The organism is Moorella glycerini (assembly GCF_009735625.1).
In the GTDB taxonomy this organism is placed as follows: Bacteria; Bacillota; DSM-521; order Neomoorellales; family Neomoorellaceae; genus Neomoorella; species Neomoorella glycerini.
In genome coordinates this window covers 578,952-603,313 of sequence record NZ_CP046244.1, presented here as the reverse complement: position 1 = coordinate 603,313, position 24,362 = coordinate 578,952, and the positions used below count along the sequence as shown (strand labels likewise).

Sequence of the window (24,362 nt, the reverse complement as noted above, 5' to 3'; positions counted from 1 at the left end):
TTAAAGCTCCCCCTAATCTCGATAATTTGCTTGCATATTTGTTTGTCCTGGTTTATTATACCATTAAATAAGCAAGTAAGCAAAAAACAGGAACAATGCCTGGGGGTAAATTTACGGCGGGTAGGTTGCCCGAAGGAATAACGACGGTTGGAGAGGGAAATCTTTAACTAACCGCCGGCTGCCCGGCGGTGCTCCCGGCGGTAGAGACGTGCCGGGTTACCGTTCGTTTGGTAAAGGACAGCCATTCTAAAAGCCAGGAGGGAATAGTTATGAGTGAACTGCTGGATGCCCGGGAAGAGCGCCAGGAAATTTTAAAGGGGATTATCCGGGATTTACATGCCGGTAAAGACCTAGAAGAACTGAAACAACGCTTTGCCCGGCTGATCCGTAACGTCAGCCCGGGTGAAATCGCGGCCCTGGAAAGCCAGCTCATTGCCGAGGGCATGCCGGAAGAGGAGATAAAGCGCTTATGTGATGTTCACGTCGCCCTGTTTAAGGAATCCCTGGCCGAACAACACCATGATCCCACCCCGCCCGGCCACCCCATCCATACCTTCCGCCTGGAGAACGAGGCCATCCGCGGCGTGGTTGAAGCCCTGAAGAAGCTGCTGGGGCAAATTAAGGCTGGTGATAAGGAAGGCCGGGAAGTTTTCCGGCAGCTGAAAGAAGAAATTAAAAAAGACCTGGCCCGCCTGGCGGAAATCGACAAGCATTACCTCCGCAAGGAGCACCAGCTGTTTCCGCTGCTGGAACGGCGGGGAGTATACGGCCCGCCCAAGGTCATGTGGCAGCTCCACGACGACATCCGGGATATGTTGAAAAAGGTAACCCGTGCCGTGGATGAAGATGATCTGGCTACTGTTATCAACCAGGGAAACGAACTGCTCACGGCTATAGTGGAAATGATTAATAAGGAAGAAAACATCCTCTTCCCCATGGCCCTGGAAAAACTTACGCCCTCCGACTGGGTTGAGGTACGCCGGGGTGAAGAGGAAATAGGTTACGCCCTAGTTTCTCCCGGGAACGAGTGGCGGCCGCGCCCGGCGGGCGGGGCTGTCCCGGAAGGGCAGGAAAAAGAAGACCCGGCAAGGGCAATGGAGTTAGCTACCGGCAGGTTGACCCCGGAGCAGGTTGACCTGCTCCTCACCCATTTACCTGTAGATGTCACCTTTGTTGATGAGAATGACCTTGTCCGCTATTATTCCGCCGGTAAGCACCGCATCTTTACCCGCAGCCCGGCCATCATCGGCCGTAAAGTGCAAAACTGCCACCCCCCGGCCAGCGTCCATGTGGTGGAGAAGATTCTGGCCGAATTCCGGGACGGTACCAGGAGTGAGGCTGAATTCTGGCTGACCATGAACGGCCGTTTCATCCATATTCGTTATTTCGCCGTGCGCGACGCTGAGGGCCGCTACCGGGGCGTGGTGGAGGTTACCCAGGACGTGACAGGCATCCGCGCCCTGGAAGGAGAAAAGCGCCTGCTGAACTGGTAGGATGGCAATAAGGGCAGGGCAGCAAAGATTTGACTGTGGGATATAGACAGCGGGTTGGCTCAAGTTGAATACCAGGAGTTAAGGGAAAAGCTCTGGCTCTAGCCAGAGCTTTCTCCTTGCGGGGGCGGGTTGAGGCCCATTTTCAGGACCTGGGCCAGCATCCGGCCGGTAAACTGCTGGAATTCCGGGGTGCGAATGAGGTTCCACACTAATTGTAAGGATGAAGCCGGTAGCTGCATAGAAGTGGTGCTGGTGGTACTGGCGGCTGGAGCCAGGCCCAGCTCTTTTTCCAGGGTACCTTTGGCGATGTTAACAATGTTTCCGGCCGTCTCGATACCGGTATCGGCATACATCAAAAAAGCCCGGATTTTCTCGATCCAGACCCGCAGCTCGGCCAGGACCTGGTTAACGCTGCCGTTTAAAATAGCTTCCCGGAAGAGGGCCTGGCTGTGGGCGGCCAGGGTCAGGGGCTGGCTTTGGGGCGGGGATTGATCCCGGGATGGCTCGGCTGCGGTGGCAGAATCTGGGTTACTCCCCTCCGGCGCGCCGGGATTGGCAATATCGTTGCCGCCGTAAGGCCGGCCGATAGCCAGGATGCCCGGGGTAGCGCCGGTTTCCGGCAGAAGCGGGGACACTGCCGCCACATCGCCATCCGGGTGTTCTCCTGTCAGTCCGTCCAGGGCGATGGTAATTGGATCTTCCCGGGTAGGATGCAGGCGGGTAGCTAATTTTTGGGGATCCCTGTAAAGCACCTTGTTCACCTCACAATTTTGTATCTCTTGCATTATATGCAGCCTTCTCACGGTTGGGAATGACCGTCCCCTCTTGCTCTTAACGGCAACGTTTGCTGGTGCCCGGTTAATTTCTATAAGCAGGTTTTTTATCTATCGGGGCGAATATAAGTAATGTTTGGGAGTGTGAAGATCTTGGTAGACTTTATGACTTTACTTAACAAGCCCCAGCAAGAAGCTGTCAGCCATCGCGGTGCGCCCCTCCTGGTCCTGGCCGGTGCCGGGAGCGGCAAAACCAGGGTTTTGACCTACCGGGTGGCCTCCCTGATCCAGGAAGGGGTGGCTCCGGAAAATATCCTGGCGGTGACCTTTACCAATAAAGCGGCCCAGGAAATGAAGGAACGCCTGGAGGGGTTGGTGGGTAACGCGGCCCGGGGCCTCCAGGTCAGCACCTTCCACTCGGCCTGTGTTCGCATTTTAAGGCGCGATGCCCACCTGCTGGGTTACCGGCCCAATTTCACCATCTACGACACCGACGACCAGCAGGCTGTCATTCGCGAGGTTTTAAAGGAATTAAACCTGGATGAGAAAAAGTTCCCGCCCCGCTCGGTAGCCCATGTTATCAGCAATGCTAAAAACTCCTTGCAGGCACCCGAACAATACCTCGGCTGGAGCGCAACTGTAAAAGAACAGCAGCAGGGCACTATCTACCGCCGCTACCAGGAGAGGCTTAAAGCCGCTAATGCCATGGATTTTGATGACCTCATCATGCAGACGGTGGCCCTGTGGCAGCATAACCCCCTGATTTTACGCTACTACCAGCAGCGCTGGCAGCATATCCTGGTGGACGAGTACCAGGACACCAACCATGCCCAGTATGTCCTGGTGCGCCTGCTGGCCGGCAATGGTAAAAACCTCTGCGTTGTCGGCGACCCGGACCAGGGCATTTACGGCTGGCGCGGGGCCGACATCGGCAATATCCTGGCCTTTGAAGAGGATTTTCCCAATGCCCGGGTAATCCTCCTGGAAGAGAATTACCGCTCCACCCAGCCCATCCTCAAGGCGGCCAATGCCGTTATCCAGCATAATGTGGGCCGCAAGGACAAGCGCCTCTGGACGCGGCGGCGGGAAGGGGAACTGCTGCACCTCTACAGCGCCGGCGATGAACGCGACGAAGGTAATTATATTGCTGCTGAAATTTACCGCCGCCACAGCCAGGAAAGCCGGCCCTTCAGCGATTTTGCCGTCCTCTACCGTACCCATGCCCAGTCGCGGGCTTTAGAAGAGGCCTTTCTCCAGGCGGGTATTCCCTATGAAATCGTCGGCGGCCTGAAATTCTACCAGCGGAAAGAGATCAAGGACATCCTGGCCTACTTAAGGGTGATAGCCAACCCCCATGATGCCACGAGCCTCTTGAGGATTATCAATGTCCCGCGGCGGGGCATCGGCGAAACCTCCCTGGCCCGGCTGGAGGCTTTCGCTGCCAGCAGGGGCTTTAGCCTTTACCGGGCCCTGCAACAGGTGGAGTGCATCCCCGGCATACCTGCTAAGGGCCGTCAGGCCTTGCAGGAAATGATAACCCTCCTGGATAACCTGCGGCAACAGCAGGAAAACTTAACAATAACGGCCATGGTGACCGCCATTTTACGGGAAACCGGTTACCAGGCCGAGTTAGAAGCGGAAAAAACGCCGGAAGCCCAGGCGCGGCTGGAAAACTTAAAGGAGTTCCTGACGGTTACCAGGAATTATGACCAGGGTAGTGAGAAGCCTGAGCTGGCCGATTTCCTGGCCCAGGTGGCCCTGGTGGCTGAAAGCGATACCTACAGCGGCGGTAACGCCGTGGTCTTTATGACCATGCATACGGCCAAGGGCCTGGAGTTCCCGGTGGTCTTCCTGGCGGGCCTGGAAGAAGGGGTCTTCCCCCATTTTCGCTCCCTGGAGGACCCGGAGGAGATGGAAGAAGAACGCCGCCTCTGCTATGTGGGCATGACCAGGGCGAAGGAAGTCCTCTACCTTACCCATGCCTGGACCCGCAACCTTTACGGCAATACCATGAGCAACCCTCCTTCCCGTTTCCTGGCGGAAATACCGCCTGATTTAATCGCCCGGGATGGACAGGCCGGCCTCCCAGCTTCCGGGGGCGGTATCACCGGCCGCCAGCAGGGCCGGCCCGGGGCCGGGATAGCTCGCGGGGTCCAGTTTGACTGGCAACTGGGGGATAAAGTCCAGCATAATAGTTTTGGTCTCGGGGTTGTTGTAAAAATCAGTGGCGAAGGTGAGGATACTGTTATCAGCGTGGCCTTCCCCGAAAGAGGGATCAAGCAACTTATGGTCCGGTACGCTCCCGTTAGGAAGGTGTAGAACCCTGTGGGTCTCCTGTTGCCAGGGGGCATGAATATCAGCCTGGCGATTTTCGTATAAAGGGGAGATAGTATGGATCTGGCTGCGGCCCGGCAGAGGGTTGAAGAACTGCGGCGCCTGATCGAAGAACACAACTACCGCTACTATGTCCTCGACCAGCCGGTAATCAGCGACCGGGAATACGACGCCCTGATGCAGGAATTAATAGCCCTGGAAGAGGCCTACCCGGAACTCCTGACGCCGGATTCCCCAAGCCAGCGGGTAGGCGGCGCGCCCCGGGAGGACTTCAATCCCGTCCGGCACCCCGGAGTTTTATTGAGTTTAAATGACGCCTTTAATGAGGGCGATTTGCTGGATTTCGACCGCCGCGTGCGGGAAATAACCGGCGGTGAGGTATCCTACCTTATCGAGCCTAAAATAGACGGCCTGACGGTGGCCCTCACCTATATTGACGGGGCTTTTAGCCTGGGGGCCACCCGCGGTGACGGCCAGGTAGGGGAAGAAGTGACGGCGAATCTCCGGACCATCCCTGTGCTCCCCCTGCGCTTACGGCAACCCCTGCCCCAGCTGGTAGTGCGAGGGGAAGTTTACATGCCCAAGGCAGCCTTTGCCCGCCTGAACGCCGAAAGAGAAGAGGCCGGCGAACCCCTCTTTGCCAACCCCCGCAATGCTGCCGCCGGTTCTCTGCGCCAGCTGGACCCCAAAGTAACGGCCGGCCGCAATTTAAGCCTTTTTGTCTACCAGGTGATCAGCGTCAACGGGGCACAGGTTACTACCCAGGCAGAAGCCCTGGAGTTGATGGCCGGACTAGGACTGCCCGTCAACCCTTACCGCTTCTTAGCCCGGGACATCCAGGCTGTGCTGGCAGAAGTAAAGGCCTGGACACCGGAGCGCCGCGCGGCCTTACCCTATGAGATTGACGGCCTGGTGATCAAGGTTAATGACCTGGCCCTGTACCCTGTCCTGGGAGCGACGGCCAAAGCGCCGCGCTGGGCCGTGGCTTATAAATTTCCGGCCGAGCAGGCGACGACCCGGGTGGAAGGGATTATCCTCCGGGTAGGGCGCACGGGAGTCCTGACACCAACGGCTATCTTAACACCGGTGCGCCTGGCCGGGACTACCGTCAGCCGGGCTACCTTGCATAATGAAGACTACATCCAGGAAAAGGACATCCGCATCGGCGACACGGTGGTTATCCAGAAGGCCGGCGACATCATCCCGGAAGTGGTGGAGGTCCTGCCGGAACGGCGTACCGGGTCGGAAGAGATATTTACCATGCCGGAGAAGTGCCCGGCCTGCGGCGCGGCAGTAGTCCGCCCGCCGGGGGAAGCGGCCCACCGCTGCACCGGGGGCCTGGCCTGCCCGGCCCAGGTCCTGGAAGGGATCATCCATTTTGCCTCCCGGGGGGCTATGGACATCCAGGGCCTGGGGCCGGCCATCGTCGCCCAGCTCCTGGAGGCCGGCCTCATCCATGATGCGGCCGATCTCTACTACTTGAAGAAGGAAGACCTGCTAAAACTGGAGCGTTTCGCCGAGCAGTCGGCCAGCAACCTCATTGCGGCCATTGCCGCAGCCAAGGACAGGCCCCTGGAACGCCTGCTCTTTGGCCTGGGCATTCGCCATGTGGGCGAGCGGGCGGCGCGGGTCCTGGCCGGCCACTTCGGCTCTCTGGAGAAGCTAATCGCGGCCTCGGAGGAGGAATTGACCTCCCTGCCCGATATAGGCCCCCGTATTGCTGAGAGTATCCGGGAATTTTTTGCCGAGCCCAGGAATCTGGCCGTCCTGGAGAAGCTGAAAAAAGCCGGGGTACGGATGGAAGCTGAAAGAGCAGCGGCTCCGGCCGGGCCTTTAAGCGGCAAGACCTTTGTCATCACCGGCACCCTGCCGGGCCTGACCCGCCAGGAGGCAGAAGAGCTGATTACCCGCGCCGGGGGCAAGGTCAGCAGCAGCGTGAGCAAAAAGACCGATTACCTGGTGGCCGGCGAAAAGCCGGGTTCCAAGTACACCCGCGCCCGGGAACTGGGAGTGCCGATAATTGACGTAGAGGGGTTGAGGCGACTATTGCGCCAGTAACGATTGGCCTAAAGATTGGGGGTTGATAAAATGTTACCGGTAAGGATTTTTGCCGTATTACCTTTCCTGGTGGCCCTGTTTTTCGCCGTAACCGGCTTGTTCCAGTGGCTCTGGAACATCACCATGCCCGAAGTATTTAACTTGAAAAGGATTACCTTCTGGCAAGCCCTGCGCCTGTTGCTTATTGCCGGCATCCTTTTCGGGGGCGCCCACTTCACCTGGCGTTAGGTAAGGGGGCAGGGGATACAACTAATGATACTTGAAAAACCAGGCAATACTCATCAAGGTGAACCAAGGGATACCAGGGCCTGGGTTGAAGAGAAAAGATTTATCCAGATACGAATCAAACAGGGCCCGGTTGAAGGAAAACGGAGCTGGCGGCGAGAAGATTTATATGAGTTACCCCGGTAAACGTTGCCGGTAGCCAACCCTTTTGCTATAATTAGGCAGAAGTACACCGGAAAGGTGGGTTAAAGTATGCCCATTAGCACTGCTGAGGTCGAGCACGTAGCTTTGCTGGCCCGCCTGAAGCTATCTCCTGAGGAGAAGGTAGCCTACACCGAGCAGCTAAATGCCATCCTGGAATATATGGATAAATTGAACGCCCTGGACACCACGGACGTGGAGCCCACGGCCCATGTTCTACCCTTACGCAATGTATTCCGCGATGATGTAGCGCGGCCCGGGCTACCCCGGGAGAGAGCCCTGGCCGGGGCACCGGCAGCCAGTGAAGGGCAATTTAAAGTACCGCGGGTAGTTTAGGCCGGGAGGTTAGGGAGATGGATTTACACTATTTAACCGCCCACGAACTGGGCGATCTTTTACAGCGCCGCGAGGTCAGCGCGGTAGAGGTTACCGAAGCCATTATCGACCGCATCGAGGCCGTAGACGGCCGGGTGCAGGCTTATCTAACCCGGACGGCCGAACAGGCTTTTGAGCAGGCTAAAGCCATTGATGCGGCCCGCGCCCGGGGGGAGAAACCGGGGCCCCTGGCCGGCGTGCCCATGGCCCTGAAGGACAACCTCTGCACGGAAGGGATACGGACAACCTGCGCTTCACGGATGCTGGCCGGCTGGGTGCCGCCCTATGACGCTACCGTGGTCCGGCGCCTTAAAGCGGCCGGGGCGGTAATGCTGGGCAAACTCAACATGGACGAATTTGCCATGGGCTCCTCGACGGAAAACTCCGGTTTTTTCCCGACCCGTAATCCCTGGGACCTGGAGCGGGTACCGGGCGGGTCCAGCGGCGGTTCGGTAGCGGCCGTGGCCGCCGGGGAAGCCTGTTATGCCCTGGGGTCCGATACCGGCGGCTCCATCCGCCAGCCGGCCTCCTTCTGCGGCGTCGTCGGTATGAAGCCGACCTATGGACGGGTGTCACGCTATGGCCTGGTGGCCTTTGCCTCATCCCTGGACCAGATCGGCCCCATTACCCGGGATGTCACCGACTGCGCCCTGGTCCTGGGGGTTATTGCCGGTCATGATCCATCTGATTCCACCTCGGCCGACCTGCCGGTACCTGATTACCGGGCGGCCCTGCGACCTGAAATTAAAGGTTTAAAAATAGGTGTACCGCGGGAGTATTTTGGCGCCGGCATGGAACCGGAGGTAGAGACGGTTGTCCGCCGGGCCATTGCCAGGCTGGAGGAAATGGGGGCCGTTTGCGAAGAAACTTCCCTGCCCCATACGGAATACGCCCTGCCGGCCTACTACCTGGTGGCCCCGGCGGAGGCTTCCTCCAACCTGGCCCGTTATGACGGCGTCGGTTACGGTCTCAGGGTGCCGGGCAAGGACATCATTGCAATGTATATGAATACCAGGAGCCAGGGCTTTGGGCCGGAGGTAAAGCGGCGTATTATGCTGGGCACCTACGCCCTGAGTTCGGGCTACTACGACGCTTATTACCTCAAAGCCCTGAAGGTCAGGACCCTGATCCGCCGGGACTTTGAAGCCGCCTTTGCTAAATATGACCTCCTGGCGACGCCGACTGCGCCGACGGTGGCCTTTCGCCTGGGAGAAAAGGCGGGGGACCCCCTGGCCATGTACCTGTCCGACCTGTGCACCATCCCCATCAACATGGCCGGGCTGCCGGCCCTCTCCCTGCCCTGCGGGTTTAGCCAGGGCCTGCCCGTTGGCCTGCAGTTAATTGGTAAAGCCTTTGATGAGGCAACCCTGCTGCGGGTAGCCTACGCCTTTGAACAAACAACCGAATACCACCGGCGGCGGCCGGAGCTGGGAGTGGCTTGAAGTGGAATACGAAGCAGTAATCGGCCTGGAAGTCCATGTGGAGCTGAAAACCAATGCCAAGGCTTTCTGCGGCTGTACCACGGCCTTTGGCGGTGAACCCAACACCCATGTCTGCCCCGTCTGCCTGGGGCTGCCCGGGGTGCTGCCGGTCATTAATCGGCAGGTGGTGGAGTTCGGCCTGAAGACGGCCCTGGCGTTAAACTGCCAGGTGGCGCCATTCTGCAAGTTTGACCGCAAGAATTACTATTACCCGGATCTGCCCAAAAACTACCAGATATCCCAGTACGACCTGCCCCTGGCCAGGGGGGGCCATTTAAAGATAACCGTTGACGGCGAAGAACGGGTCATCGGCATCACCAGGGTGCATATGGAAGAAGACGCCGGCAAGCTGATCCACGTCGACGGCCCCGACGGCGGCTACTCCCTGGTGGACTACAACCGGACGGGGGTACCCCTGCTGGAGATCGTCTCCGAGCCGGACCTGCGCTCGCCGGCCGAAGCCCGGGCCTACATGGAAAAATTGCGGGCCATCCTCCAGTACCTGGACGTGTCCGACTGCAAGATGGAGGAAGGGTCGTTACGCTGTGATGCCAATGTGTCGGTACGGCCCCGGGGCAGCCAGGCCTTTGGTACCAAGACGGAAGTGAAGAATCTGAACTCCTTCCGCTCCCTGCAGCGGGCCCTGGAGTATGAGATTGAGCGCCAGGTTGCCATCCTGGAAGGCGGTGGCCGGGTGGAGCAGGCGACCATGGCCTGGGATGAGAATCGCGGCGTGACGTATGTCATGCGCACCAAGGAAGAGGCCCAGGATTACCGCTATTTCCCCGACCCCGACCTGGTGCCCTTAGAGATTGACGCCGCCTGGATCGAGCGGGTGCGCCGGGAACTGCCGGAGCTGCCCGACGCCCGTTGCCGGCGCTTGATTGACGATTATGGCCTGCCGGCCTACGATGCCGGGGTGATTACCAGCTCCCGGGATCTCGCCGATTATTTTGACCGGGTGGTGGCCCTATATCCCGACGCTAAGACCGTCAGCAACTGGATCATGGGCGATTTCTTGCGCCTTTTAAATGCCGGCAACCTGGAACCACGGCAATCTCCCGTACCACCGGAAGAAATGGCGGCCCTGCTGCAGCTGCAAAAGGAAGGGACCATCAGCGGCAAGATAGCCAAGCAGGTCCTGGAAGAGATGTTTGCCACCGGTAAAGGGGCGCGCCAGGTGGTCCAGGAGAAGGGCCTGGTCCAGATCAGCGATGCGGCCGCCCTGGCGCAAATCGTCGAGGAAGTCCTGGCCGCCAATCCGGGCGTGGTTGAGGATTACCGCAACGGCAAAGACAAGGCCCTGGGCTTCCTGGTGGGCCAGGTGATGAAGGTCACCAAAGGCAAGGCCAACCCCGGCCTGGTGAACCGGCTGCTGAAGGAACGGCTGTAGATTTTAGCCACAATGACAGCAAATATATCCTGGTCAGCAGGAAGGTAGGGGGAGCCGTATTAGCCGGCTGGAAGCGAAGGTGGGTATTGGATAGTCGGACAGGGTATGGGGAAAAAGGGGGATGTAGCTTTGCTTTCCGGCGTATTGTTTGATTTTGACGGCACCCTGGTGGATACCTCCGAGCTGGTGATCAAGTCCTTCCAGCATACCCTGGCGCCATACCTGGGCCGGATGGTAGCCCCGGAAGAAATTTACCCTTATTTTGGCATCCCCCTGCGGGACGGCCTGGCAGCCTTTGTACCCGGTAAACCCGATCTGGTAGAAGAGATGCTTCCCGTTTACCGCCGCTTTAGCGAGGAACATTTCGATAACCTGGTGCAGCCCTGCCCGGGGGTGCGGGAAGGCCTGGAACAGCTCCGGGCAGCAGGTATCAAGCTTGGTATAGTTACTTCCCGCGTGCGGGATACCACCCTCTATGGCCTGCGCCTTTTCGACCTGGAAGATTTCTTCCCGGTGGTGGTTACCATGGAAGACGTGCGCAGCCACAAGCCAGGCCCGGAGCCGGTCCGGCGCGGCGTCGAGCTTTTAGAGCTTGCCCCGGCTGAAGTAGCCATGATCGGCGACAGCCCCCACGACATCCTGGCGGCCAGGGCGGCTGGAGTTACCAGTGTGGCTGCCACCTGGAGCAAGATTCCCCGGGAACGACTCCTGGCCGTCCGGCCGGACGCCGTCGTAAATACCATGGCGGAATTGGTAGATTTTTGCCTGGATGGTAATTTAGCTGCGGTTAATATTTGCGGCCCTGTCTCCCATGGCGGCTGACGATAGTCCATGGAAAGCGGGGAAATGTTTTTAGGAGTTGGAGTAAGAGGCCTGCCAAAAGTTTGGGTAATTCGGAGGAAGGAGAGCAGCCGTGGGTAAACTGGCCTTTTTCCGGCAGTTGCTGGCGGCCCTGGAGGGGCAGGAGCCGGGAGTGGCAGTTATGGTAGTCAAAACAGAAGCGGGCCTGCCGGGGGTGGCGCCTGGCAACCGTTTCCTCTGGACTCCGGATGGTCATTACGGCAGCCTGGGAGCAGCAAATCTGGATGCCGTTGTAGCCGAACGGGCCGGGGAGGTTTTAGCCGGGCGCCGGCCCAGGCTGGAGACCCTGGAGCTGGAAGGGGTCAGCGTCTCCCTTTTCCTGGAACCGGTGCTCCCCGAACCGGAAGTTATCGTCCTGGGTGGCGGCCATGTCGGCCAGCAGGTTGCTGCGCTGGCCAAGCTGGCCGGTTACCTGGTGACGGTCATCGACGATCGCCCGGACTTTGCCAATCAAGCCCTTTTCCCAACCGCCGATCGAATTATTTGTAATAATTTTATGGCGGCCCTGCAGGATATCAAGATCACTCCCGCCACTTTTATTGTCATCGTCACCCGGGGCCACCGCTATGATTATGACTGCCTGCGGGCCGTAATCGATTCCCCGGCGGCCTATATCGGCATGATTGGTAGCCGGCGGCGCGTCCGGGGCGTTAAAGAGCGCCTGCTCGCCGAAGGGGTACGAGAAGCGGCCCTGGAGCGAATCCATGCCCCCATCGGCCTGGATATCGGTGCCGAAACGCCGGCGGAAATTGCCGTCAGTATCCTGGCGGAGATTATCCGGGTTTACCGGCGTAGAGCCTGAAAGCCGGCCTGGAGAACCGTAGTATGAAAACCGCCTTTAACCGTCAGGGGCGGTTTTTCTCCTCGGACATGGTAGTTTTTCCAGGTATTCAGGGTAAAAATAAAAGAAAAAAAGCGAGAATCTGCCGGCGAAGCAGGAAAAAGGGTTAATTATGTTGTAATTATTACTAACGATTTCAGTAACCTTAAGCGGGGGAGATAAAGTCATGGACCGGGAACTTATCCGGCGGGCGGTTGCCTTGATGGAGCGAGGTGAACCCTGTGCCATGGCCACCATTATCCAGGTCAGGGGTTCAGCCCCCAGGGAAGCGGGCACCCGGATGCTGATCAGGGCCGGTGGGGAAACAGTGGGTACCACCGGCGGTGGCTGTGCCGAGGCGGCCATTCGCCAGCGGGCGTTACTGGTCATGGAAACAGGCGTGCCGGAAATCTACCACCTGGATCTCACCGCCGATACGGCAGCTGAGGAAGGCATGGTCTGTGGCGGGGTTATGGACGTATTTATTGAACCGTTGGGAGGGTAAAAATATAGTGCTTGGAGAAAAGATTCGCCACCTGCGCCGGGAGCGGGGCATGAGCCTCAAGGATGTAGCGGAAAAGACGGGCCTCACTTCCAGTTTTTTAAGCCAGGTGGAACGGGACCTGGCCGACCCGTCTATTACCTCTTTACGCAAAATTGCTGAGGCCCTGGATATCCCCATTTTTTATTTTTTGTTAAACCATGAAGACCACAGCCCGGTAGTCCGGAAAGACCAGCGGAAGGTGCTGCGCTTTCCCCAGTCCCATTTGACCTATGAGCTCTTGTCACCGGATTTAAACCGTAAGATGGAAGTGATGATGGCCCGCCTGGAGCCGGGAGCGGCCAGCTGTGACGAGCCCCTGGCGCACCCGGGGGAAGAATGCATTGTCGTCCTGGAGGGGATTATGGAAATCGACATCGGGGGGGAAGTCTACCGGTTGGAAGCGGGGGATAGCATCTACTATTACGCCTCCATCCCCCACAAGCTGTGGAGTGTTGGTGACGAAGACCTGGTCTTTATTTCGGCCATTACGCCACCCCAGTTCTAGCGTCCTTTATGGGGGCTGGCGCCCTTAGCGGTGTATTATGGAAAATATCGGTTAGGCAAAGTGCTCTTTGCGGGGGATTTTTTAAATGCGCTTATACCAGGCCCTGGGGTTGCAGGCCAAAGAGATCATTACTGTTGTAGGGGCAGGGGGTAAAACCTCGGCCCTTATTTGTCTGGCCCGCGAACTGGCAGCCGTGGGGCACCGGGTGGTTGTTGCCCCGACCACAAAAATGCTTTTAAGCCAGCTCCGGCAACTGGCGGAACCGGTTATTACTCGCGATACCGCCAGCCTGGCAGCAGGTGTGGCAGCTGGTCTAAAAAGGGAGAACCTGGTCACCTGCGGGTCCGGGATTACTGACCAGGGCAAGGTTGCGGGCCTGGACGCGGCAGGCGTAGCTGCGCTGGCAGATCTCGATATTGATTATCTGCTCCTCGAGGGCGATGGGGCCGCCGGCGCCCTCCTCAAGGCCCCGGCGGGGCATGAGCCGGTCATCCCGCCGGTGACAACCCTGGTGGTAACGGTAGCCGGCCTGCCGGTGCTGGGGCGGCCCCTGTCTCTCCCCTTCGTCCACCGCCCCCGGCTGGCGGCAGGGTTGCTGGGACGAGAAGAAGGCTCCCTGGTGACAGCGCATGATGTGGCCCGGCTCCTGGCCCATCCTCACGGCGGGCGCAAGGGGGTACCGCCGGCGGCGCGGTGGGTGGTTTTGCTCAACCAGGCGGAAAGTTATACCGCCCTGCAGGCCGGCCGGGAGATAGCCGGGGCGATCCTGGCTGCCGGGGATGACGGTGTTATCACGGATGTAACGGCCATTTCGTTTACCGGGGGTACCAGGACAATTAATAGGGTTGTCCTGGGCGCGGTGGCCACCCCGGCGCCGGTGCGCCAGGTACTCCTGAGGCAAGCAGTCCCTCCCGGACCGGTGGGAGTTATTGTCCTGGCCGCCGGGGCCGGGGAGCGTTATGGCGGTGACAAGCAACTACTATCCATCGCCGGCCAGCCCATGGTACGCCGGGCGGTAGCAACAGCCCTGGCAGCCGTACCGGGGAATGTCGTCGTGGTCCTGGGTCATGAGGCCGGCAGGGTTGCTGCCGCCCTGGGGGGTTTGGCGGTCAATATAGCTTACAACCCCGGCTACCGCCGGGGCCTGAGCACCTCCCTGCAGGCCGGGCTGGCAGCCCTCGGGCCGGAAAGCCGGGCCGCCCTTTTTGTCCTGGCCGACCAGCCGGGAGTTACGCCGGAAGTCATAACCAAACTGGCCGGAGCTTACCGGCAGGAAGGGAAAAAAATTATTGCTCCCGTTTACCAGGGACGGCGGGGCAATCCGGTCCTCATTGACCGTGCCCTCTGGCCGGAAATCCTGGCCCTGCAGGGGGATGTGGGGGCCAGGGAGATTATCCGGGCTCACCCGGAAGAAGTTTTAACGGTGGCAGTTGACTGCCCGGGCATTGTAAAAGATATCGATACCCCCAGCGATTACCAGGCCTGGCTGGAGGAAAAAAGGGGAGGGGCTGGAAAGTGCGGCATCTGGTAGTCATCAAAGGGGCGGGGGACCTGGCCAGCGGGGTGGCCCACCGTCTCCATCAAGCAGGTTTTCCGGTAATCATGACGGAGATAGCCCGGCCCACGGTGATCCGGCGGGCCGTGGCCTTTGCGGAAGCGGTTTATAGCGGCACCATTACTGTCGAGGGGGTTACGGCCCGCCTGGTGACCGGCCCTGAGGAGGCCTTAACGAAAGCCCTGCAGGGGGAAATTGCCGTCCTGGTGGATCCCCGGGCCGAAGTTATTACGGCCCTCCGGCCACCAATAGTCGTGGATGCCATCCTGGCCAAGACCAACTTGGGGACAAATACAGATCTGGCTCCCATTGTCATTGCCCTGGGACCGGGCTTTACGGCTGGCCGGGATGCCCATGCTGTAGTGGAAACCAGGCGCGGCCATTATCTCGGCCGGGTCATCTGGCAGGGGGAAGCCCTCCCCAATACCGGTATCCCGGGTGAAGTCATGGGCTATACCGAAGAAAGGGTCTTAAGGGCGCCGGCAGATGGTATATTTATGGGTTGCAAGGCCATCGGCGACCCGGTGACTGCCGGCGAAACGGTGGCCATGGTTGACGGCGTGCCCATAGCAGCGAGGATAAGCGGGGTGTTGCGGGGGATTCTTCATGATGAGCTGGAAGTCACCATACGAATGAAGGTTGGCGACATCGACCCCCGCGGTGAACGGGATTACTGTTTCACCATTTCCGATAAAGCCCGGGCCATCGCCGGCGGGGTTTTGGAGGCTATCTTGCACCTCACCCCTTCCCCGGAAAATAAACTTATGTTAGAATAGGGTTACTTCTTATAGCAAGGGGGACAGAAGAAGTGAGTGTGGCGCAACCAAAGGAGAATCAATATGCCGGTTCCCTGTTGCTCAAGCAGCTAGTCATAGCCTGGCTGGAACGGCGGGGGGTAACATTAGAAGATATTGCCCGCCTGGTATATGAAGTCCAGCAAAAGTATATCCGCAACCTGACCATGGCCGCCTGCCGCGAGAGCGTTGAGCGGGTACTGGAAAAGCGGGAGGTCCAGAATGCCGTCTTTACCGGCATAGCCATTGATGAGCTGGCCGAAAAGGGGCAACTGGCCGAGCCCCTGGCTACCATGCTGCGTAATGATGACGGCCTCTACGGCATTGACGAGGTCATGGCCTTGAGCATCGTCAATATTTATGGCTCCATCGGTTTTACCAACTTCGGTTACCTGGACAAGGTCAAGCCGGGCATTATCGGTGTGGTCAACAGCAAGAAAAACGAGAAGGTCAACACCTTCCTCGACGACCTGGTGGCGGCCATCGCCGCTGCCGCCTCCTCCCGCCTGGCCCACCGCGACCGGGACGGGCTGCTGAAGTAAGGTTGAAAAAGATAAAAATCGATAAAATAAAACCCTCCTTTTTTAGCTAGAAAAGGAGGGTTTATTTTTTCCACGTCGAACTATACAATAAGTGTGGGTGAAGTTTTTAGCACTCAGTAACATTACATTTAACTGGAGGGATCCATATGGCGGGTAAAATTCCCTTTGGCCCGACCTTCACGGAGATGTGCGACCCGGCGCAAATTGACCCGGCAATAAGGCTGCGGGCCTTAAAAGCCCTCAAGGAGGATGAGCTGGACCCCATTAACCTCTTCAACATCACCTGGAAAGACGCAAACAACCAGGTGCGGAAAATGGTCCTGCCCCCGGAGGTAACGGGGGTGGACGCCAATATCGTCGTCCTCCTGGGCCGGGGCTTCCCTTCCGGTTCCCACAAGGTGGGACCGGCTTACGCTACCTTGATTGAAGGCTGCGTTGACGGCGTCATCAAGCCCGGTGAACATACCATCCTGGGACCCTCAACGGGCAATTTCGGCATCGGCGTGGCCTATATCTGCAAACTCCTGGGCTTCCGGGCGGTAGTCATTATGCCCGATAACATGAGCAAGGAACGTTATGAACGCATCCGCAAGTACGGCGGCGAGCTGGACCTCACTCCGGGCACGGAGTCCGACGTTATTTTAACCTTGCAGCGCACCTATGAACTGAAAAAGGACCCCAGGAACTTTGCCCTGGCCCAGTTTGAATTGCTGCCCAACTACCGCTTCCACCGCCACGTGACCGGCAATGCCGCCATTGAGGCCGTCCGGGGTATCGGTAATGGCCGTATCGCCTGCTTTACTTCTGCTCCCGGTTCGGCGGGGACGCTGGGTGCCGGCGACCAGATTAAGAAGGCTTTCCCGGAATGTAAAGTGGCGGCCCTGGAGCCCTATGAGTGTTCCACCCTCTATAACGGGGGCCGCGGCCAGCACCGCATTGAAGGTATCGGCGACAAGATGTGCACCCTCATCCACAACGTCCTCAATACCGACTTTATTGTCCTCATCCACGATGAAGATACCGTCCGCGGCTTGAAGGTCCTCCAGGATGGCACTGAAGTCCTGATCAAGAATGGTGTGAAAGAAGCCGATGCCCTGGCCTTACGCGATAACTTCGGTCCTTCCGGCATTTGCAACATCCTGGGTGCCATTAAGATGGCCAAATTCTTACGGCTGGGGCCCGGCGATAACGTGGTGACCATTGCTACCGACGGTTTTGACCGCTATCCTTCCGTGCTGGAGAACCTGGCCCAGCGGACCCTGGAAATTGAGGACTTTGTCCTGGAACGCTGGTTTAAAGATATCTTCCTCAAGGCCCATACCCATTATATTATGGACACCCGCAGGCCGGAAGCCAAGGAGCGGCTCTTCCAGCAGAAGGAGAAAGACTGGCTGCCCTTTGGGTATACCAGAGAATACCTTGATGCTATGAAGAGCCCCTCTTTCTGGGATGACGAGTACGCTAAAATTGAGTATTACGACGCTAAAATAAAAGAGATGCGTTGATTCCCCGGGCCCCACAGCCAGGGGAACTGCACCTGGCAAAGTTGCTGGCGAACTGCTGCCAGTAAAATCAGCTAACGGGGGGAACGGCATGCGTCTGGAATTGCAGGTTAATGGCCGGCGGCGGGTGGTTGATGTTCACCCGGACGCTACCTTGCTGGAAGTGTTACGGGAGGATCTACGGCTGACGGGAGCCAAAAACGGTTGTGGCGAGGGTACCTGCGGCGCCTGCACCGTGCTCCTGGGGGACAAGGCGGTCCGGGCCTGCCGGACGCCGGTCACCAGGGCCGCCGGCCAGGAGATCATTACCGTTGAGGGCTTGAGCCCGCGGGAAAAGGAGATTTATACTTTCGCCTTTACGGCGGCCGGGGCCGTGCAGTGCGGCTTCTGCACACCGGGGATGGTCATGGAAGCCAAAGCCCTCCTCGACCGGCAGCCGGACCCGGGTGAAGACGAAATCCGCCAGGCCTTCAAGACCCACCTCTGCCGTTGCACCGGTTACCAGAAGATTATTGCCGCCGTGCGCCTGGCCGGCCGCGCTTTAAGGGGCGAGATTGAGCCCTGGGCAGGTGACCCGCCCGGTATGGGTAAAGCCTTTTTCCGGCCCGATGCCCCGGCCAAGGTCCTGGGCGAAGCCGTCTTTGTCGACGACATGCAGGTACCCGGCATGCTTTACGGTGCCGTTTTTCGCCTGCCCTGTGCCCGGGCGAAGGTCAAGGCCATTGATGTCACAGCTGCTAAGGAACAGCCCGGGGTAGTGGCCGTCCTCACCGCCGGCGATATCCCGGGAGAGCGCTATCAGGGGCATATCTTTAAAGACTGGCCGGCCCTGGTGGCGGTAGGTGAGGAAACCCGCTATACCGGCGATGCCCTGGCCCTGGTGGCGGCCAGAAGCAGCCGGCAAGCCCGGGCGGCACTGGACTATATTAAAGTTGATTATGAAGAATTGCCCCCCCTGACTTCGCCCCAAGACTCCCTGGCGCCGGGGGCGCCGGCCCTGCACCCCAAAGGTAATTTATTAAGCGAAACGGTAGTCAAAAAAGGCGACGCTGAGGCAGCCTTAAAGTCCTGCGCCCACGTGGTAACCAATACTTATACCACGCCCTTTACGGAACACGCTTTCCTGGAGCCGGAGAGTGCCCTGGCGGTACCGGAGGACGGCGGCCTGACGGTCTACACCAGCACCCAGGGCGTGTATGAGGTCCATACCCAGCTGGTTTCCCTGCTCAACCTGCCGCCACAAAAGGTCCGGGTGGTCAACAAGTGTGTCGGCGGTGGTTTTGGCGGCAAAGAGGACCTGAGCGTGCAGCACCATGCCGCCCTGCTGGCCTGGGTAACGCAGAGGCCGGTAAAGCTGACCTGGACCCGCCGGGAAAGCATCCTCTGCCATCCCAAGCGCCATGCCATGACCATAACCATGACGACCGGCTGTGATGCGGAAGGTAAGCTGGTGGCCCTGGTGGCCGACCTGGTGGCCGATACCGGCGCCTATGCCTCCCTGGGGGCCCAGGTGCTGGAGCGGGCCTGCACCCACGCTACCGGCCCCTACCGCATCCCCCACGTTACCATCCGCGGCCGGGCCGTCTATACCAATAACCCGCCGGCCGGGGCTTTCCGCGGTTTTGGGGTGCCCCAGTCCAACTTTGCCATGGAGAGCCAGCTGAACCTCCTGGCAACTGCTACCGGCCTTTCCCCCTGGCAGATCCGCTGGCAGAACGCCCTGGAACCGGGCGACACCCTGGGCACCAGGCAGGTAGTCAGTGCCGACATCGGCCTGAAAGATACCCTGCTGGCCGTCAAGAAAGCCTTTGAAAGCAGCCCCTGCGCCGGGATAGCCTGCGGCTTTAAAAATGTCGGCCTCGGCGTTGGTACCCGGGATGTCGGCCGGGCCAACCTGGCAGTTGCCGGGGGACGGGTGAAGATCTACTCCGGGGCGGCCTGCATGGGCCAGGGGCTGGAGGCGGTTCTCATCCAGATTGTTGCCGAGACAACCGGCCTGCCGGCAACGCTGATTGACTGTGTGCTTGCCGATACGGCCCTCACTCCCGACGCTGGCTGCACGACGGCTTCCCGCCAGAGCCTCTTTACCGGGGAAGCAACCCGCCGGGCGGCGGTAGCCCTGGCGGGAGCTTTAAAAGACCATTCCCTTGCCGACCTGGAGGGCGAGGTTTTCCAGGGGGAATTCTACGGCGCCACTGATCCGGTTAATTCAACCAAGGAGCACCCCATAACCCATGTCGGCTACAGCTATGCCACCCAGGTAGTAATCCTGGATGAGGAGGGCCGGGTGGCTAAAGTAGTGGCTGCCTATGATGTGGGCCGGGCTATTAACCCCTTAAACCTGGAAGGCCAGATTGAGGGGGGCATTGTCATGGGCCTGGGTTATGCCCTGACGGAAGACTTCCCGCTCCGGGACGGTATCCCGGTACGCCAGGCCCTTGGCAGGCTGGGACTCTTGCGGAGTCACCAGGTACCGCAGATGGAGGTGCACCTGATAGAAAAGGGCGGCACTCCCTATGCCTACGGCGCCAAGGGTATTGGTGAGCTGGCGACCATTCCCACGGCGGCGGCCGTCGCCGGCGCCTACTACCGCCGCGACGGCAAATTACGCTTGAGCCTGCCCCTGGAAGGAACGCCGTATGCAAGAAGTGGGAAGTGAGAAGTGGGAAGAAGGAGATGACCTGCGTGAGCAACGTTACCCAGTTACGCTGTATTAATTGCAGCCGGACTTATCAACCCCGGCCCGGCTTTTATACCTGCCCCATCTGCGGGTCAACCGACGGTATCTTAGACGTGGAATACGATTATGACTATATCAACAAGTATATCTCTAAGGAAAGCCTGGCCGGCAACAGGGAGCCTTCTCTGTGGCGCTATCGCCCCTTCCTGCCGGTGGCCCAGGAGGGACCCCTGCCGCCTTTAAGGGTGGGCTGGAGTCCCCTCTACCGGGCCGGCCGCCTGGGGGCCGAGCTGGGTCTAAAGGAATTATACCTCAAAGATGATGGGATTAATCCTACTGGCTCCCTGAAGGACCGGCCCTCGGCCGTGGCTGTGGCCCGGGCCCTGGCCGAAGGGGCCGGGGTGGTGGCCTGTTCTTCCACCGGCAATGCCGCTTCCTCCCTGGCGGGGGCAGCGGCTGCCGTGGGCCTGAAGGCCGTGATCTTTGTCCCCGGCCGGGCGCCCCAGGGCAAGGTGGCCCAGCTCTTAATCTTCGGGGCTACGGTCATCAGCGTCCAGGGTTCCTATGAAGACGCTTTTCGCCTGTCGGCTGCCGCCATAGAGGAACACGGCTGGTATAACCGCAATGCTGCCATTAACCCCTACCTGGTGGAAGGCAAGAAGACCGCCTGCCTGGAGGTGGCCGAACAGCTGCACTGGGAAGTACCCGACTGGGTGGTCCTCTCGGTGGGTGATGGTTGCACCATGGCCGGGGCCTGGAAGGCCTGGGTGGACCTGAAAAAAGCCGGCTGGATTGAGAAGCTGCCGCGGATGCTGGGGGTCCAGGCCGAAGGCTGCTGCCCCATTACCCGTGCCTTCCGGGAGGGCACCAGGGTGCGTCCTATGGCAGAAAATACCCTGGCAGACAGCATTGCCGTCGGCGTACCCCGCAATCCCGAAAAGGCCCTGCGGGCCGTTCGTGATTCCCGCGGGACTATGATTAATGTTAGCGATGAAGAAATACTGGCGGCCATGCGGGTCCTGGGCCGGACCAGCGGCGTTTTCGGTGAACCGGCCGGGGTGGCCGGTACGGCCGGCCTCATCAAAGCCGTCCGGGAAGGGATTATTAAGCCGGAGGAAAGGGTAGTCGTCCTGGTAACCGGCAATGGCCTCAAAGACGTGGCCAATGCCATCAAGGCTGCCGGGGAACCCATCCGGGTGGCACCCTCCCTGGAGGCCCTTCATAAAGCACTAGGGGATTTAAAATTGCCCAATTATGGGTGGGGATATGTCCCGGAGCCGCGAATAGTGAAGCGCCGGTAACAGAACAGGCGAGGTGAGGTAACCGTTGCCGCTGCCGAGGACGCCTGAGCGTGCCTTGGCGAGGAATACTGCATGACCTCATAGAAGGATCTAGGCCAGCGGAGCAGGAAGCCTTCTCATTGGCAATCCGCAGGCGGCGAGCAACGGTCCGAACCGAGCCGTAGTTCTGTCGGCGCGGAGCTTCTGAGCGGCGTAGGGACATATCCCCACCAGAAGGCACCATTTCTGGCAGAACCCTACTTTTGGGGGAGGGGTTAAAGTGGACCTCTTACTGAAGGGCGGGTGGGTTGTCACCGCCGCACGGGTAGAACAGGCCGACGTGGCCATTGAGGGAGAAAAAATTGCTGCCGTAGGCCCGGACCTGGCTGCGCCAGGAGCGGTGGTCCGGGACGTAACCGGTAAATATATCCTGCCCGGAGCCATCGATGCCCACGTCCATTACCAGATGCCCATCGGCGACCTGCTGACGGCCGACGACTGGTTTACCGGGACGCGGCTGGCTGCTTGCGGTGGCGTCACTACCGTTATCGATTATGCCGAGCCCGCAAGCCCTGCGGAATCTTTGACTGAAGCCCTGAACAAGCGCCTGGAGGAAGCCAGGGATCAGGCCTGTGTAGACTTCGGCCTGCACCAGGTGGTCATGCCCGGCCAGGAGGAAGACGAAGGGGAGTTAAGGGCCGTAGTGGCCAAGGGTGTCACCAGCTTCAAGGTTTTTACCACCTATGCCCAGCGCCTGAGCCTGGCCGCCATCGGCCGCCTGCTCAGACAGGCCCGCCGGCTGGGGGCTCTGGTCACGGTTCACTGTGAGGATCATGAAATAGTTACAGCTAAGAGGGAAGAGTTAATTGCCGCCGGCCGGACGGACCCGGCCTACCATGCCTTGAGCCGCCCGGCAACGGCAGAGGTCAAGGCCATCCGGGACGTTATTACCCTGGCCGGGGAAGCCGGAGCGCCTGTCTATATCGTGCACGTCTCTACCGGCGGGGGAGCGGAAGCCATTGCCGCTGCCCGCAGCAAAGGCCAGCAGGTCTACGGCGAAACCTGCCCCCACTACCTGCTCCTTACGGAGTCTCAATATACCGGGCCGGCCAGCCGCCTTTTCCTCATGTGCCCTCCTCTCCGGACGGCGGCCGACAATGACCTCCTCTGGCGGCACCTGGCTGGTGGCGCCCTCCAGGTGGTGGCTACTGATCACTGCAGCTACAGCCGGGAACAGAAGGCCGCCGGCACGGCCTTTTATGATACCCCCTCCGGGGTGCCTGGAACGGAGACATTATTACCCCTGCTTTATTCCTATGGCGTCCGTAACGGCTGGCTGACCCTGCCCCAGCTGGTCGGCGTGCTGGCCGCCAACCCGGCCCGCCTTTTCGGCCTCTACCCGCGTAAGGGAAGCCTCAAGCCGGGGAGTGACGCCGATGTGGTAATTTTTGATCCCCGCAGGCAGGTTACCCTGACGGCGGCCAGCCTTCATTCAGCGGCCGGTTATACCGTCTTTGAAGGTTTTAACCTCCAGGGCTACCCGGAAGCTACCTACCTGCGGGGCCGGCTTATTTACGATAAGGGTACTTTCCTGGGCCGGGCCGGCCAGGGCCAGTTCCTTCCCGGCCGGATTGCGGCCACCTAAATTTTCTTTTGACCTTCTCACATCTGATTACGAAGGAGTGACTTTCCATGCGCGGGGATTTACAGGCCTTTGTCGAGGGTAACCGGGATGCCCTGGTAACTTTTTTAAGAAAATTAATAGCCACCCCCAGCCTGTCCGGCCAGGAGGGGGAAGTGGCCGGGGTCCTGGCTACAGAGATGCAGCGAGTCGGCTTTGACGAAGTCTTCAGCGACAGCCTCGGTAACCTGGCCGGACGGGTCGGCCAGGGCCGGACTGTAGTCCTCTATGATGCCCACATGGATACGGTGCCGGCCGGTGACGCGGCTGCCTGGGGTTTTGATCCCTTCCAGGGTAAGTATGAAAACGGCATCATCTACGGCCGGGGGGCCAGCGATGATAAGGGTTGCCTGGCCTGCATGGTCTATGCCGGCAAGGCTATAAAAGAATTAAACCTGGCAGGCGACTTTACCCTTTATGTCGTCGGCGTGGTAGGTGAAGAAGTAGGCGAGGGCAACGGGATAAAAAGCTTTATAGAAGAAACAGGGATTAAACCCGACTACGTTTTAATTGGGGAAGCCAGCGGCCTGCGCATCTGCCGCGGCCATCGCGGCCGCGCCCTTTTCGAAGTGGCTATACCGGGCAAGAGCGGCCACGCCAGCGCGCCGGAACTGGCGGACAACGCCCTTTATAAAGCCGCAGCCTTCATCAGAGATGTGGAAAAAATGGGCGCCACCTTTGCCGAAGATCCTTTTCTTGGCAAGGGCACCATTGCAGCGACGAAGGTGGATTGCAAGACACCATCCCTCAATACTATTCCCGGCGAGTGTGTCGTTTACCTGGACCGGCGCCTGACGGCAGGCGAGGGTAAGGAAGAAGCCCTGGAGCAGGTGCGCCGGGTAGCGACCCCCTATGGCGGCCGCGTAAGTATTATGGAATACGCCGAGCCCGGTTATAAAGGGAAAATTATTGGCGGGGAAGAGTTCTTCCCGGCCTGGTCCCTGCCGGAGGAGCACCCCCTGGTGCAGGCCGGCGCCCGGGCCTTCCGGGAGGCCCTGGGAAGGGAGCCGGTCATCGGCCGCTGGGGCTTTTCTACCGACGGCACCTATACCGCCGGCCAGGCAAGCATTCCTACCATAGGCTTCGGACCCGGCGATGAACGCTACCCCCATTCCGAGCAGGACCAGATAGCTGTAGCGGAAATGCTGGAAGCGGTGGCTGTTTATGCCCTGTTACCAGGGATGCTGGCTAGGAGTAAACAGGAGTCCCCTGCGGGATTGAGCGCTACGCCAGCGTAGTATGAAAAATGGTGAGTCCATGGGAGT

20 protein-coding genes are annotated in these 24,362 nt (G+C 59.5%); 19 read left to right on the top strand and 1 reads right to left on the bottom strand.

Translation table 11 applies throughout. From position 1 onward, the window contains the following. Positions 1-269: 269 nt before the first annotated feature. Positions 270-1,493 carry a DUF438 domain-containing protein gene (locus MGLY_RS02885; RefSeq protein ID WP_156271657.1) on the top strand — a complete coding sequence of 408 codons (1,224 nt, stop codon included), beginning with the start codon at positions 270-272 and terminating at the stop codon, positions 1,491-1,493. A gap of 98 nt (positions 1,494-1,591) precedes the next feature. Here MGLY_RS02885 and MGLY_RS02880 read toward each other — a convergent pair whose 3' ends face one another. Further along, positions 1,592-2,245, bottom strand: a complete 654-nt coding sequence (locus tag MGLY_RS02880; protein ID WP_156271656.1) for a hypothetical protein — start codon at positions 2,243-2,245, stop codon at positions 1,592-1,594. 186 nt (positions 2,246-2,431) lie between these two features. On the opposite strand from MGLY_RS02880, the gene pcrA reads away from it, so the two are divergent. The 18 genes from pcrA to MGLY_RS02790 all read left to right on the top strand — a co-directional run bounded on the left by pcrA (position 2,432) and on the right by MGLY_RS02790 (position 24,335). Continuing rightward, a complete protein-coding gene (pcrA, locus tag MGLY_RS02875) occupies positions 2,432-4,585 on the top strand; it encodes a DNA helicase PcrA (protein ID WP_170291184.1) in 2,154 nt (717 codons plus the stop codon). Positions 4,586-4,657: 72 nt separating this feature from the next. Continuing rightward, the gene (gene ligA / locus MGLY_RS02870) at positions 4,658-6,658 is read left to right on the top strand and encodes an NAD-dependent DNA ligase LigA (protein WP_156271654.1); all 2,001 of its coding nucleotides are present in this window, start codon (positions 4,658-4,660) and stop codon (positions 6,656-6,658) included. 30 nt (positions 6,659-6,688) lie between these two features. Continuing rightward, positions 6,689-6,886 carry a hypothetical protein gene (locus tag MGLY_RS02865; protein WP_062284292.1) on the top strand — a complete coding sequence of 66 codons (198 nt, stop codon included), beginning with the start codon at positions 6,689-6,691 and terminating at the stop codon, positions 6,884-6,886. Positions 6,887-7,135: 249 nt separating this feature from the next. After that, positions 7,136-7,420 carry an Asp-tRNA(Asn)/Glu-tRNA(Gln) amidotransferase subunit GatC gene (gatC, locus tag MGLY_RS02860; RefSeq protein WP_156271653.1) on the top strand — a complete coding sequence of 95 codons (285 nt, stop codon included), beginning with the start codon at positions 7,136-7,138 and terminating at the stop codon, positions 7,418-7,420. Between the two features lie 17 nt (positions 7,421-7,437). Further along, entirely contained in the window at positions 7,438-8,901 is a 1,464-nt protein-coding gene (gatA, locus tag MGLY_RS02855; RefSeq protein WP_156271652.1) for an Asp-tRNA(Asn)/Glu-tRNA(Gln) amidotransferase subunit GatA, read from the top strand. 1 nt (position 8,902) lies between these two features. Next, positions 8,903-10,333, top strand: coding sequence for an Asp-tRNA(Asn)/Glu-tRNA(Gln) amidotransferase subunit GatB (gene gatB / locus MGLY_RS02850; protein WP_156276134.1), 1,431 nt, complete (start codon positions 8,903-8,905; stop codon positions 10,331-10,333). A 129-nt stretch (positions 10,334-10,462) separates the two neighbouring features. Next, positions 10,463-11,155 carry an HAD family hydrolase gene (locus MGLY_RS02845; protein ID WP_156271651.1) on the top strand — a complete coding sequence of 231 codons (693 nt, stop codon included), beginning with the start codon at positions 10,463-10,465 and terminating at the stop codon, positions 11,153-11,155. 91 nt (positions 11,156-11,246) lie between these two features. Next, entirely contained in the window at positions 11,247-11,996 is a 750-nt protein-coding gene (locus tag MGLY_RS02840; protein WP_156271650.1) for an XdhC family protein, read from the top strand. Between the two features lie 205 nt (positions 11,997-12,201). Continuing rightward, the gene (locus MGLY_RS02835; RefSeq protein WP_156271649.1) at positions 12,202-12,519 is read left to right on the top strand and encodes an XdhC family protein; all 318 of its coding nucleotides are present in this window, start codon (positions 12,202-12,204) and stop codon (positions 12,517-12,519) included. A 7-nt stretch (positions 12,520-12,526) separates the two neighbouring features. Further along, positions 12,527-13,063: a cupin domain-containing protein gene (locus MGLY_RS02830; RefSeq protein ID WP_156271648.1), complete on the top strand. Its 537-nt coding sequence runs from the start codon at positions 12,527-12,529 to the stop codon at positions 13,061-13,063. Between the two features lie 85 nt (positions 13,064-13,148). Beyond that, positions 13,149-14,594, top strand: coding sequence for a selenium cofactor biosynthesis protein YqeC (yqeC, locus tag MGLY_RS02825; RefSeq protein ID WP_156271647.1), 1,446 nt, complete (start codon positions 13,149-13,151; stop codon positions 14,592-14,594). Next, positions 14,579-15,394: a selenium-dependent molybdenum cofactor biosynthesis protein YqeB gene (yqeB, locus tag MGLY_RS02820; RefSeq protein ID WP_156271646.1), complete on the top strand. Its 816-nt coding sequence runs from the start codon at positions 14,579-14,581 to the stop codon at positions 15,392-15,394. Before yqeC ends, yqeB begins: the two co-directional genes overlap by 16 nt. A gap of 74 nt (positions 15,395-15,468) precedes the next feature. Then, complete coding sequence (locus MGLY_RS02815; RefSeq protein ID WP_170291183.1) at positions 15,469-15,954, top strand: phosphatidylglycerophosphatase A family protein; 486 nt, start codon at positions 15,469-15,471, stop codon at positions 15,952-15,954. Positions 15,955-16,100: 146 nt separating this feature from the next. Beyond that, entirely contained in the window at positions 16,101-17,459 is a 1,359-nt protein-coding gene (locus MGLY_RS02810; protein ID WP_156271644.1) for a PLP-dependent cysteine synthase family protein, read from the top strand. Between the two features lie 88 nt (positions 17,460-17,547). Continuing rightward, positions 17,548-20,115 carry a selenium-dependent xanthine dehydrogenase gene (xdh, locus tag MGLY_RS02805; RefSeq protein ID WP_156271643.1) on the top strand — a complete coding sequence of 856 codons (2,568 nt, stop codon included), beginning with the start codon at positions 17,548-17,550 and terminating at the stop codon, positions 20,113-20,115. Between the two features lie 26 nt (positions 20,116-20,141). Beyond that, the gene (locus tag MGLY_RS02800) at positions 20,142-21,437 is read left to right on the top strand and encodes a threonine synthase (RefSeq protein ID WP_156271642.1); all 1,296 of its coding nucleotides are present in this window, start codon (positions 20,142-20,144) and stop codon (positions 21,435-21,437) included. A gap of 259 nt (positions 21,438-21,696) precedes the next feature. Further along, entirely contained in the window at positions 21,697-23,061 is a 1,365-nt protein-coding gene (gene hydA, locus MGLY_RS02795; RefSeq protein WP_156271641.1) for a dihydropyrimidinase, read from the top strand. A 47-nt stretch (positions 23,062-23,108) separates the two neighbouring features. Continuing rightward, a complete protein-coding gene (locus tag MGLY_RS02790; RefSeq protein ID WP_156271640.1) occupies positions 23,109-24,335 on the top strand; it encodes a YgeY family selenium metabolism-linked hydrolase in 1,227 nt (408 codons plus the stop codon). The last annotated feature ends 27 nt before the right edge of the window (positions 24,336-24,362 follow it).

What these genes read in the sequence shown, in the direction of transcription:
- MGLY_RS02885 (WP_156271657.1), top strand. Translation starts at nt 270, where the DNA reads ATGAGTGAACTGCTGGATGCCCGGGAAGAGCGCCAGGAAATTTTAAAG.
- pcrA (WP_170291184.1), top strand. Translation starts at nt 2,432, where the DNA reads ATGACTTTACTTAACAAGCCCCAGCAAGAAGCTGTCAGCCATCGCGGT.
- ligA (WP_156271654.1), top strand. Translation starts at nt 4,658, where the DNA reads ATGGATCTGGCTGCGGCCCGGCAGAGGGTTGAAGAACTGCGGCGCCTG.
- MGLY_RS02865 (WP_062284292.1), top strand. Translation starts at nt 6,689, where the DNA reads ATGTTACCGGTAAGGATTTTTGCCGTATTACCTTTCCTGGTGGCCCTG.
- gatC (WP_156271653.1), top strand. Translation starts at nt 7,136, where the DNA reads ATGCCCATTAGCACTGCTGAGGTCGAGCACGTAGCTTTGCTGGCCCGC.
- gatA (WP_156271652.1), top strand. Translation starts at nt 7,438, where the DNA reads ATGGATTTACACTATTTAACCGCCCACGAACTGGGCGATCTTTTACAG.
- MGLY_RS02835 (WP_156271649.1), top strand. Translation starts at nt 12,202, where the DNA reads ATGGACCGGGAACTTATCCGGCGGGCGGTTGCCTTGATGGAGCGAGGT.
- yqeC (WP_156271647.1), top strand. Translation starts at nt 13,149, where the DNA reads ATGCGCTTATACCAGGCCCTGGGGTTGCAGGCCAAAGAGATCATTACT.
- MGLY_RS02810 (WP_156271644.1), top strand. Translation starts at nt 16,101, where the DNA reads ATGGCGGGTAAAATTCCCTTTGGCCCGACCTTCACGGAGATGTGCGAC.
- xdh (WP_156271643.1), top strand. Translation starts at nt 17,548, where the DNA reads ATGCGTCTGGAATTGCAGGTTAATGGCCGGCGGCGGGTGGTTGATGTT.
- MGLY_RS02790 (WP_156271640.1), top strand. Translation starts at nt 23,109, where the DNA reads ATGCGCGGGGATTTACAGGCCTTTGTCGAGGGTAACCGGGATGCCCTG.